The sequence below is a fragment of the Mycobacterium sp. SM1 genome (assembly GCF_018361265.1).
Lineage (GTDB): Bacteria > Actinomycetota > Actinomycetes > Mycobacteriales > Mycobacteriaceae > Mycobacterium.
In genome coordinates, this window is record NZ_JAFLNH010000001.1 from 618,620 (window position 1) to 630,203 (window position 11,584).

The 11,584-nt window shown below is 65.7% G+C and carries 9 protein-coding genes and 2 pseudogenes; 6 read left to right on the forward strand and 5 right to left on the reverse strand.

All coding sequences use genetic code 11. The features are described 5' to 3' along the window. Positions 1-17: 17 nt before the first annotated feature. From MSM1_RS02800 to MSM1_RS02815, 4 genes and pseudogenes are all read left to right on the forward strand, one after another. Complete coding sequence (locus MSM1_RS02800; protein ID WP_213440080.1) at positions 18-452, forward strand: HIT family protein; 435 nt, start codon at positions 18-20, stop codon at positions 450-452. Positions 453-456: 4 nt separating this feature from the next. Then, positions 457-729: pseudogene (locus MSM1_RS02805) on the forward strand (nitroreductase/quinone reductase family protein); the annotation flags it as partial. A gap of 153 nt (positions 730-882) precedes the next feature. Next, complete coding sequence (locus MSM1_RS02810) at positions 883-2,268, forward strand: IS4 family transposase (RefSeq protein WP_213440082.1); 1,386 nt, start codon at positions 883-885, stop codon at positions 2,266-2,268. A gap of 9 nt (positions 2,269-2,277) precedes the next feature. Continuing rightward, positions 2,278-2,472, forward strand: a pseudogene (locus MSM1_RS02815) (nitroreductase/quinone reductase family protein); the annotation flags it as partial. Between the two features lie 126 nt (positions 2,473-2,598). Here MSM1_RS02815 and MSM1_RS02820 read toward each other — a convergent pair. After that, complete coding sequence (locus tag MSM1_RS02820) at positions 2,599-3,426, reverse strand: uracil-DNA glycosylase (RefSeq protein WP_213441323.1); 828 nt, start codon at positions 3,424-3,426, stop codon at positions 2,599-2,601. Between the two features lie 157 nt (positions 3,427-3,583). Between MSM1_RS02820 and MSM1_RS02825 the strand changes: the two genes are divergently transcribed. Beyond that, complete coding sequence (locus MSM1_RS02825) at positions 3,584-4,951, forward strand: FAD-binding oxidoreductase (RefSeq protein WP_213440083.1); 1,368 nt, start codon at positions 3,584-3,586, stop codon at positions 4,949-4,951. A 63-nt stretch (positions 4,952-5,014) separates the two neighbouring features. Here MSM1_RS02825 and MSM1_RS02830 read toward each other — a convergent pair whose 3' ends face one another. Continuing rightward, on the reverse strand, positions 5,015-6,154 hold the full coding sequence (locus MSM1_RS02830) for an acyltransferase (RefSeq protein WP_213440084.1): 1,140 nt from the start codon (positions 6,152-6,154) through the stop codon (positions 5,015-5,017). 218 nt (positions 6,155-6,372) lie between these two features. Between MSM1_RS02830 and MSM1_RS02835 the strand changes: the two genes are divergently transcribed. Next, a complete protein-coding gene (locus MSM1_RS02835; RefSeq protein WP_213440085.1) occupies positions 6,373-6,948 on the forward strand; it encodes an LppP/LprE family lipoprotein in 576 nt (191 codons plus the stop codon). 198 nt (positions 6,949-7,146) lie between these two features. Here MSM1_RS02835 and MSM1_RS21430 read toward each other — a convergent pair whose 3' ends face one another. The 3 genes from MSM1_RS21430 to MSM1_RS02845 all read right to left on the reverse strand — a co-directional run bounded on the left by MSM1_RS21430 (position 7,147) and on the right by MSM1_RS02845 (position 11,372). Next, positions 7,147-8,031, reverse strand: a complete 885-nt coding sequence (locus MSM1_RS21430) for a hypothetical protein (protein ID WP_236054716.1) — start codon at positions 8,029-8,031, stop codon at positions 7,147-7,149. Positions 8,032-8,040: 9 nt separating this feature from the next. Then, a complete protein-coding gene (locus tag MSM1_RS21435; protein ID WP_236054717.1) occupies positions 8,041-8,763 on the reverse strand; it encodes a hypothetical protein in 723 nt (240 codons plus the stop codon). A 368-nt stretch (positions 8,764-9,131) separates the two neighbouring features. After that, complete coding sequence (locus tag MSM1_RS02845; RefSeq protein WP_213440086.1) at positions 9,132-11,372, reverse strand: MFS transporter; 2,241 nt, start codon at positions 11,370-11,372, stop codon at positions 9,132-9,134. Positions 11,373-11,584: the final 212 nt, after the last annotated feature.

The following is an 11,584-nucleotide window of genomic DNA, read 5'->3' on the forward strand; positions in this document are numbered from 1 at the left end:
TCCGCTACGGTGGCCTTGTGTCCTGTGTCTTCTGCGCGATCGTCGCCGGGGAGGCGCCCGCCATTCGGGTCTTCGAGGATCCCGAATACCTTGCCATCCTCGACATCCGGCCGTTCACCCGGGGCCACACACTGGTGCTACCCAAGCGGCACACCGTCGACCTCACCGATACCCCGCCGGAGACTGTGGCCCGCATGGTGACAATCGGTCAACAAATCGCGCGGGCGGCCCGCATGACGACCCTGGCCGACGCCACTAATATCGCGATCAATGACGGCCCTGCCGCCTTCCAGACGGTGTCGCATGTTCACCTGCATGTGCTCCCGCGGCGCAACGGCGACAAGCTCTCGGTCGCCAAGGGGATGCTGCTTCGGCGCGATCCGGACCGGGAGGCTACCGGGCGGATTCTGCGGGAGGCGCTGGCAAAGCTGGACGCGGCTGCGCAAGACTGACGTCGTGGAGATATCGCGGTGGGTTGAGCGCGAGATTGGTGGACGTCTGCTGCGGGTGCATGATGCGATCTACAAAGGCACCCGAGGGCGGATCGGTCACCGAATCCCGGGCTTGCCGCCAAGCTTGCTGCTGCACACCACCGGCGCGAAGACCGGAAAGCCGCGTACCGCATCACTGTCGTATGCACGCGATGGTGACGCGTACGTCATCGTGGCCTCCAAAGGCGGCGATCCCCGCTCGCCGGGCTGGTATCACAACCTCAAAGCTAGCCCCAATGCCGGGTAGTTAAGGCGTCGCGGGAGCTGTCAAGGTGACACGCGGTGCTTATGTGGCGCGTGTTGTGTAACGATATGGGTGCGACTCCTGGTAGAAGAACGGTCGACGAAGATCCAATTCTGCTACCGAGGAGTCGCGGTGCCGAATTCTGCCATGCCCGAATCCGTACGTCGTGCCGAACTCTTGGCTCCAGGTCATCTGGGCGAGCTGACCTGGCAGATCCCGGTGGAGTTGGTGGACGCGGTGCTGGCTGAGACCGGCAGCACCCAGCGGCGGCTGCGGGTGCTGCCCTCGCGGGTGGGGGTGTACTTCGTGCTGGCGATGTGCCTATTCCCCGGATTGGGTTACCGCAAGGTTTGGGCCAAGCTCACCGCAGCCCTGCCGGGCCGCCGCAGATCGTTGTCGGACAAGGCGCTTCGAGATCTGCGTCGCCGCCTTGGCGCCGCACCGATGCGGTCGTTATTCGAAGTGCTGGCCGGCCCGGTGGCCGCACCGGACACCCCAGGCGTGCGGTTCGGGCACTATCGCACCGTCGCGTTCGATGGGTGCGTGTCGTTCAAGGTCGCTGACAGCGACCGCAACCGCTGCTGGCTGGGCAAACTCAAGGCCTCGCTCGGTGTCACCGGGTATCCGGTGATCAGGCTGATGAGCGTGGTCGAGACCGGTACCCGGGCGCTGCTGGGGGCGGTGTTCGGACCGCCGTCCACCGGCGAGACCGACTACGCCCGGCGACTGTTGCACCTGCTCAACGCACAGATGCTGGTGCTATGCGACCGCGGATTCGACGGTGAAACCTTCCTGACCGAGCTGGCCGGCACCGGCGCGCAGTTCCTCGTCCGGCTGTGCGCCACCCGCCGCCTGCCCGTACTCGCGCGCCTCGACGACGGCTCCTACCTGTCGCGCATCGGAACATTGCCGGTGCGGATCATCACCGCCGATATCACCGTCACCTGCGCTGATGGCACCCGCTACACAGCGGCCTACCGGTTGGCCACCACCTTGTGCGACCCGCGCCGCTATCCCGCGCGGCGGTTCATCGCCGTCTATCACCAGCGCTGGGAGCACGAGATCGCCTACCTGGCGCTGCGGCACACTCTGGCCGCCGGCCGCGTGTTGCGATCGACCGACCCGGCCGGACTCGAACAGGAAATGTGGGCGCTGCTGACCGTCTACCAGGCGCTGCGGCGTGCCATGGTCAGTGCGGTCGAATCCCGCCCCGGTACTGACCCGGACCGGGCCAGCTTCACCACCGCTTTGGAAACGGCGAAAGACCTGCTGGTCAACGCCGCCAACGTGACCAACGACACCGACCTCGTCGGGCACATCGGCCGCGCCGTGCTCGCTGACCTGCTCCCACCCCGGCGACCACGTACCAGCGTCCGCAAGGTCAAATCCCCACTGTCGCGCTACAACAAGAAAGACCCCTATCGGCCCGAACGCAGCACACCGATCACCAGCATCACCGCCATCATCAACGACCCCGAACCCAAACATGCGACACACGAGTCGAAATCGTTGACAACAGCCCTCGGACCTTAACTACCCGGCATTGAAGCTAGCCCTGACGTCGAAATCAATGTTGGGCCAAAACGATTCCGCGTCACGGCGCGCCCGGTGCTACCCGGTGACCCTGACTACGCGCGGCTGTGGCAGCTAGTCAACAAGAACAACGCCAACCGCTACGCCCGGTATCAGAGCAGGACATCACGACCGATCCCGGTGATCGTGCTGACCCGTCGCTAAAGCGTGTCGCTAGCCCATCGCTAGCCCGGCGTCAACGCTCCTGCCCCACCGCTCTAGCCCGCGCTAGCCCAGAATCGACGCGCATGGGCATCGCCGCCGGTCCCGCATTGGAGCCGCCAGTCGCTGTCACCGAATTCCCGCTGCCTTTTTGGCGTGGGTGAAGACGGCGTCGAGCATGGCCGGGGTCAACTTGCCGGTGAACATGTTCTGCTGACTGGGGTGATAGCAGCCGAGCAGACGCAGACCCGACGGCAGCTGTGCGACCGCTCCGTGACCAAACGGCGGCTTGCGCCTCTCGCCGGCGTCCACCAACTGCAAGGCGACCCGCCAGGCGAAGCCGCCCAGCGCGACAATCACCCGGACGTGCTCGGACACCAGCCGCCATTCGGCGATCAGCCACGGCGAGCACGTCGCCCGTTCCGTGGGCGTCGGGGAATTCGCCGGCGGCGCACACCGTACCGGTGCGGTTATCCGAATCTGATTGGCCCGCAGCCCGTCCCCAGCGTCCACACTGATCGGCGCGCTCACCAGCCCGGCCCGGTGCAGGGCGGCGAACAACTGGTCTCCGGAGCGGTCACCGGTGAAGATCCGCCCGGTCCGGTTGCCGCCATGCGCGGCGGGCGCCAGGCCGAGAATTAACAGTCGCGGGCGATCCGATCCCCAGCCCGGAACCGGCCGCCCCCAGTACGGCTGGTCGGCGAAGGCTCGGCGTTTTACCACCGCGGCCTCCTCGCGCCAGGCAACCAGCCGTGGGCAGGCCCGGCACACACTGATCAGCGCGTCGAGTTTCGCTATCGAGCCAGCGGCGCTCGCCAGCTTCGATACCTGCACCCGATCGGCGGCAACCGGGGTCTTCGGCGTCGCCGGATCCCCTGGCCAGCCGGTGCCGGGCGCCACCGGCGAGTCGAAAGCCTGGCCGGTACGCGGATGCGGGAGCACCCCAACATCGTGCATGAGCGTGCTGGCCGCGTTGCGCCCGGCAACCAGCAGCCCTGCGTGCGGCAGCACCTCCCCAACGACGGGCGGGTATTGCCCCGACACCCAACCGCTTGCCGTTAACCGAACTCACGGCCGCCGCGACGGCTAGACGGCTAAAACGTAGGATCGGGCCGTGGGCGCTGAAGTGCTGGCCGGTCTGATTGCGGAGCTGCCGGACGGGATGGTGGTCTCCGATCCGGCCATCACCGAGGGCTACCGACATGACCGCGCCTTTGATCCTTCGGCGGGCAAACCGCTGGCCGTGGTGCGGCCCCGCTGCACCGAAGACGTACAGACCGTCCTGCGGTGGGCCAGCGCCAATCGGATAGCGGTGGTCACCCGGGGTGCCGGGACCGGACTGTCCGGCGGAGCCACCGCGCTCGACGGCAGCATCGTGCTCTCGACGGAAAAAATGCGCGACATCACCGTCGACCCGGTGACGCGGACCGCGGTGGCGCAACCCGGACTGCTCAACGCCGAGGTGAAAAGCGCCGCCGCCGAGCACGGGCTGTGGTATCCACCCGATCCGTCGTCGTATGAGATCTGCAGTATCGGCGGCAATATCGCCACCAACGCCGGCGGGCTGTGCTGCGTGAAATACGGGGTCACCACCGACTACGTGCTGGGCCTACAGGTAGTGCTGGCCGACGGCACGGCGGTGCGGCTGGGCGGACCGCGGCTCAAGGACGTGGCCGGGCTGAGCCTGACCAAGCTGTTCGTCGGCAGCGAGGGCACGCTGGGTGTCATCACCGAGGTGACGCTGCGACTGCTCCCTGCGCAACCGGCGTCGAGTGTTGTGGTGGCCACCTTCGACTCAGTGCAGCCCGCGACCGCCGCGGTGCTCGGAGTCACGGGGCGTATCCGGCCCGCGATGCTGGAGTTCATGGACTCGGTGGCGATCAACGCCGTCGAGGACAGCTTCCGCATGGGTCTGGACCGCGACGCCGCCGCCATGGTGCTCGCCGGCTCCGACGAGCGTGGCCGGGCAGGCGCCGAGGACGGCGAGCTGATGGCTACCGTATTCGCCCAACACGGCGCCAAGGAAGTGTTCACCACCAACGACCCCGACGAAGGTGAGGCGTTCGTTGCAGCGCGCCGGTTTTGCATCCCGGCCCTCGAGGGCAAAGGATCGCTGCTGCTGGAAGACGTCGGGGTGCCGCTGCCGGCGCTCGGCAAGCTAGTCACCGGGATTGCGGACCTCGCCGCCGAGCGCCAGCTGACGATCTCGGTGATCGCCCACGCCGGCGACGGCAACACCCATCCGCTGATCGTCTACGACCCCGGCGACGCCGCCATGATGCGGCGCGCCCATCTCGCGTTCGGCGAAATCATGGAGCTCGCCATCCGCCTGGGTGGCACCATCACCGGTGAGCACGGTGTCGGCCGGCTGAAGCGGCCGTGGCTGGCCGAGCAGATCGGACCCGACGCCATGGCGCTGAACCGGCGGATCAAGCAGGCGCTGGACCCCCTGGGCATCCTCAACCCGGGCGCGGCGATTTGAGGGCCTTGGCGCATGACGGTCTCTGTTGTGCCCTGCGCCCCTTCACCCACCGAGCGGTGTGGGTCAGCCCGGCACGCGTGTGAACCGATGCAGTAGCCAGGCAAGGGGGATTGTGATCGTCAGCGTCGCGACGACGAGCCACAGCATCGAGCCGGTGTAAATCGGGCGCCGCACCACGTCCACCATCGCGATCTCCATGGTCACAAGATGGATGAGGAAGATTTCGTAGGAGATCTCCCCCAACCAGACCATTGGCTTGGTGGCGAGCAGTCGGGCGTACCATCCGTGATCACCAAGGGCCAGTGGGGCCACGGCCAACGTGCCGATGACGCCATAGAATCCCGTCTTGACCAGCGCTTCCCCTAACGCGGTCGGCGATGTCGTCGGCGCGCCGGCGATCGGGGTGGAGGCGATGAGGTAACACGCCGTGGCCAGCGGTATAGCCGCCAGCGCATAGCAGCGAGCTCCCATCGCCTGCAGCACTGCCAGCGCCATGCCGCCGAGAAACCAGGCGAGATAGGTCGGCAACCACAGCCGAGCGCCGTTGGGCAGCCAAGTTGTGGTGTGTACCACGAGCAACCACGCCGGGGTGATCAACGCGAGCCCAGCCAGGGCGGCTAGCAGCCGCACGGGACGCCATCTCCGCCGGCACACCAAATCCAGCAGCAGGTATGCCAGCAGTGGTAGCACCAGGTAAAAAGCGACCTCCACGGCCAGGCTCCACATCTGGGTGAGGCCCTGATGCAGATACGACCCCAAATAGTTGTCGGTGTAGATCTGCGTCAACGTGAGGTTGCGAAACAACCCGATCCAGGTATGCCCGGGGTTCGGCCCGGCCGTGCGGAGCTGGTAGACGAGGTAGGCGAGCAGCACGGTGACGGCGTAGGCGGGCATGATGCGTCGCACCCGGTGCCGGGCGTAACGGCTGAGCGACGGGGGTAGACCGCCGCTGGCTGCCGCATGCACCCACGGGCGAAAGAGCAGGAAGCCGGACAATACAAAGAAGATAGGCACGCCTATCTCCATCCGCGAACACACCAAGCCGAGATAGCCATGGGTGTATTTGCCGGTGGTGTAGGCGGCGTGGGTACCGACCACCAGCAGGGCAGCGACCGCGCGGATGCCGGTCAGCGACGCGACCCGGTCTGCCCGGCTAACTGGTTGGTGTCCACCTTGGGCGGTGGCGAGCCTGGACAGCGTCATCCGCCGGTGATCCGCCGCACGGCCGCGGGATGGACTCGCAGATCAGCACACCCCACCCGGGACGTCGCACACAAATTTGCGGGGGAAGTCATTGGAACTGAAGTTTAGTGGTGATCGCCAGCTCGGCGAAGCCGAGCGCAGCGGGTCACCACCCGCGAAACACCGTGGTGGGCTTGTGCCGCCGCGCCTACCACGGCCGTGGGCACGGTAACGGTACGGTGCGCTTTGTGGTCTGCCACCTCCGGTGCTGCCTACTGACTGGCCTGGTCGCTGCCGCATTGTGTGCCGTACCGACCGGCTGCGGGCCGGGCGACTCCACGGTCGCTAAAACGCCACCGCCGACCACTCGTACGGCCGCTACCCCCCGCGCATCTGGTCCGCCCATCGCACCGACCAGCAGCGCACCGCCGACAGACCCGTGTGCAGTTGACTTGGCCGCACCCGCGATCGCCAGGGCGGTTTCCGAGCTGCCCCGCGATCCGCGCAGCCAGCAGCCGTGGAATCCGGAACCGTTGGCCGGCAACTACAACGAGTGCGCCCAGTTGTCGGTCGTGATCGTCAAGGCCAACACGAACGCCGAGAACCCCAACACCCGTGCGGTGATGTTCCATCTCGGCAAGTTCATACCCCAAGGAGTACCCGACACGTTCGGCTTCAACGGCATTGACACGTCCCAGTGCACTGGAGACACGGTGGCGCTGACCTACTCCGGGAGTATCAGGGGGCTGGCCAGCGTGGTGAAATTTCGGTGGAACGGCGCCGGGGTCGAGCTCATCGGCAACACCCGAAGCTAGGGGGGCGTCGATTGGATGCCGTTGCTCGCCTCACCCCAGGTACCGCGGTCGTCGCTGACCACACCCCTGAGCCACAGGGCGTCCGATCTCGCCGAGCGCAGCGCGCCGTGCACACCCCGTGGTCTTTAGTTAGCTTAGTTAGCTTAGGCGTCCTCGCCGTGAATATTGAGTCAAGTATGGCGAACGAGTCGCGAATGCTCAGGCGGCGTGTAGGGCCTGTCGGGTGAGTTCGTCGATGGCGGCTTGATATGCGCGGGAGGCGTTGTGCAGCTTGGATTTTCGCGGTGGGCTGGGGTCGCTGGCCTGGGCGAGTCCGGCGCGCAGCAGGTGGTCGTGGACGCGGGTGAATAAGAATGCGTGTTGCAGTCCGGTTGCGGTGACGGTGTAGCGGCGGGTGTGGGGGACGCGTTGGATGAGGCCGTGGGCGCGCAGGCGTCGCAGGTCGTAGGTCATCTGGCCGGCGGTGATGTGTTCGGCGGTCTTGCCGAGCAGGGGCGCGATCAGGGTGCGCAGGTCACGGCTGGTGAAGCCGTGGACCAGGAGCCGGTGGACGAGCAAAACCTGCAGCAGGGCGTGTACTCGGATGTCACCGAAACGCAGCCCGGGTATGCGGGTACCGGAGTCGGTGAAGACTGGTGTGGTCAGGTCGGTGAATGTTTTGGCGCCGCGGATCGGGTCGTGGCTGATGGTTTGGACGCCGAGCAGGCGCCGGTTGGCCGAAAAGCCGAGCTGCCGCAGGTCGGGCAGGCTGGTCAGCCGTTTGCAGATACCGAAGTCGCGGGGATTGTTGATGGTGGTTTCGGTGCGCAGCGCTTTCCCTTCTTTCTGGTATTGCTTGACTTTGCTGGTCTTGTAGTCCACGTGCAGTGACGGGACGACACCGTCGGTGATCACCCGGGTGCGAAACTGGCCCGGGGTCTTGCGTTTGCCGCTGCCCACGATGCGGCGGTTGAAGATCAACGAGACATGGTCGGGCCGGCCGATGTCGAGATTGTCGCGGATGACCTGCTCGAAGAAGATCCGGCCCGACACCGGGCGGTCCAGCATTTGGGTCAGCGAGAATTCGGCCTGCAGAATCGACAATTCGTAGCGCTAGCCGGCGGTGATGTCCTCATCGGTGAATGGGTTGGGCAGGATCCGCAGCCATTTACGTAGCAGCGCGTCGATCTGGTCGGGGCCAAGACTGTCGCAGATCGCCTGCAGCCGGTCGACGTCGGCGACCGAGGCGAACCCGTTGTCGAGGGCTTCGAATGCGATCCCCGCCTTGGCGGCCTGGCGTTTAGCCCATTCGTTTCCGTTGATGCACAACTTGGCGGTGTAGGGGAAGTAGGTGCAGAACTTGATGAAGAACGGGCCGAAGTCCTCATCGACGCAGTAGAAATAGAAGTGGTTGACGAACGCGGTGGATCGCACGAGCCATGCGTAGGAAGAACCGTCGCGGCTGTAGCGGCGCTGAGTACGCCAGACCAGTGCCTTCTCCTGGGCCCGGCCCACGAACAGGACCCCTTCCGGATCGGTGAACCGGGCCAGGAACCGCTGGGCCAAATCGTCTTTGCGTTCCTTGCCGAACGACACCACCTCCAGGCCCCGCGCAGCAACGAAACCGTGGATATCGGCGACGAACGCCTTCGTCATCGGATCCATCAACGCAGTGGAGGCGTAGTGGTGGCCCCGGTGGCCGACGAAGAAGCCCTGAACCCCGCCGCCATAGGCCAGCCGTGGCATCCACACGTTCAGATACACCCGGTCGATGGACTCGACCTCGAACAGCGTGTGTTCGGACAAGACATCACCGGCACTGCGCGCTACGGTCATGATGGGCTCCGGTTCGGACGGGCGGCCAGCATTGGCCTACCAACCGCGTTATGCGGTTCATACACCCGATCGACACCAATCGACCAGGGTCTTCATCCCGCCCGGGTCGGAGCACCCAAAGCGCCACCAGACAACATGCCCGTCGGGATGGGGCGAAGCCCGGCTAGTTATTCCTTGTTGTCCATGCGGGGGGATTTCGGCATCAGAATGTCTCCGGATCGCAGTACGCAGGGTTGATCGTGCGCCCGGAAATGCCGGCCGAAGACCCACCCGCCACCGCCGGCCCGGTAGGCGCGGGCGCCGCTTACGCCGACGTCAAGCGATTGAGCCGGTGCCCCGGAAAGGCCCGGAGAGGCGGGCGCAACAACTCAACAAGGCTTAGGGAACGAATGCCGGCCATAGGCGGCCGACTCGTCCAGATCGGCACGGTAGTGGCTATTTCGCGGCGAGGCATTGTTGGTGAAATGGTGCCGCCCGGACCCGCCGTTCCCGAAGCGCTCGTACCAAGGGCCGTCGGCCGGCGATCCTTCATGCAAGGGTGTACCCACCCCTCCGAAATCGCTGCGCTCACGTGCGGCCAACGACCCCGGCGGGTCGTTGGGCAGCTCGCGCCGGGGCCAACCTCCGGCGCTGCCGCGATACCTCTCCACTCGGGGATCACTGGTGTCATCCGATCCAGAGTCGTTGGCGCTGCCCATCTCGCCGGCATCGCCCGGAGCCGTTGAGAGCACGGACGAGGAGAAGTCGACGACCCGGCGTGGAAGGTCAATATCTACATCAAAGTTATTGTGGGCGAAGCTAATTGAGTATGGCGCTGCATGCTGCCCAGGTGGGCTCGGCAAGCTGTGCCAAGCTTCGGTAGCTGCGTGGCGGGAACGCTCGCCGCGCGCTGCAATCGGCTCGGTGTCGTATTGGTCAGGCGCCGCTCCCCCGTGATGATGCGGCAATGCCGCGGTCTCGGGATCACGCAAAAGGGGGATCTCGACGTATTCGTCATCGTCTTCGTCATCGTCATAGTCGTCGCCACAACCCCCGCAATCATCCGACGTGACCGGGATTCGCTCGGTCCGATCATCGAATCCCCCGAAGCGACGGGTGGCCGCCGGCGCGGTGAAGCCGACCATGAACAGCGCGGCAGCTATGCCGAACAATGCGACGAACGCAGGCAGCAAAATGGACTGCGACATCGCCGCCGCGAACGGCTGCCTCAGAAATTCCGGTAGTTGCAGGCCTGTTCCTTCCGGACGCTGTGCCCGTGCTGGCATTGACGGCATTTCGGCGCTGATCCGCCCTGTCATGAACGCGGCCATGCTCGCGCTGCCTAAGACGGCACCGAGTTGGGTGGTCGTGTTATACACACCCGAGCCGGCGCCGGCCAGGTGCCGCGGCAGGTTCCGGGTGGCGGTGGCCACCAGCGGCGACCAGATGAACGCCGTCCCGATACCCATGGCGATGAACGGCAACACCAGCCACCGAACAGCCGTGGCCGGCGTCATCTCGATCGACAGCCACGTCAGCGTGATCGCCAGCACCGAGAAGCCGAAGCCGACAACCGGCCGCGGATGCGACCTGTCGACGAGCTTGCCGACCAACGGGGCCAGCAGTCCGCTCGAGATTGCCATCGGCGCGGTCAGCAGCGCCGAGCGAGTCGGTGACAGCCCGCATACCCCCTGGACGTAGAACATCACCGGCAATACCATCGCCGTCACCGTGAACCCGATGACCGCCACCGCGAGATTGGCCAAGCTGAAATTGCGGTCACGGAAAATGACCAGCGGTATCAGCGGCTCGCGCGTGTTCATCGACTGCCAGTAGACGAACATCGTCAGGCATCCGACGCCGGCGACCATCAGCGCCCAGATCCAGGGTGCCCAACCAGCGGACTGGCCCTCCTGCAGCGCAAAAACAAGAAGGAACACTCCGGCTCCGGATAAGGTCACACCCAGCAGGTCGAACCGGTGTGGGCGGGTGGGCAGCGCCGGGACCAGCCAGACCGCCAGCACAAAGCCGACGACACCGACGGGCACATTGACGAAAAAGATCCACTCCCACCCCAGCCTGTCCACCAGCACGCCCCCGGCCAGCGGCCCGACCAGCGTAGCCACGCCTGCGGTGGCACCCCAGACGCTCAGCGCCGCCCCTCGCCGCTCCGGCGGGAACGTCTGGGTGATCGTCGACAGGGTTTGTGGGGTAAGCAGGCCAGCGCCGATGCCCTGGACCACTCGGGCGGCGATCAGCGTCCCGATAGTTCCCGACAACCCAGCCCATAACGAAGCGGCGGTAAATACCGCCAGGCCAATCAGATAGAGGTTCTTGGTGCCGAAGCGGTCGCCGAGCCGGCCGGCCATCAGCAACGGCACCGCATACGCCAGCAGATACGCGCTCGTCACCCAGATCACCATGTCGTAGCCGACCTGAAGCGCGGCCATGATGCTGGGGTTGGCGACCGCAACAATGGTGGCGTCGAGCAATATCATGAAGAAGCCGAACATCATCGCCCACAGCGCATTCCACGGTTTTGGGCAAGTGTTGCGGCTGGTGCCGATCCCCGCCGGCGCGGCATCGATTCGTCGCGTCCCTCCGCGCGCCGTGATCATCGCTGTCGTCATGTCCCCACCTCGTTTCGGCTACCCTCCTTTCGGCTACCCGCGTTTCGGCTACCGTTGCGCGGTGTCGAGTCACGCGGCGTGCCGCCGTTGTCGATCACTGGATCACAGCAACACCGCAAACTCTTAACATCGTGCATCTCGCTAACTGTGATATTCAGCAAACACCTCGAGACGCGGGTTGCCGCTTGCCCGGGCACCCCGGCACCCGGACC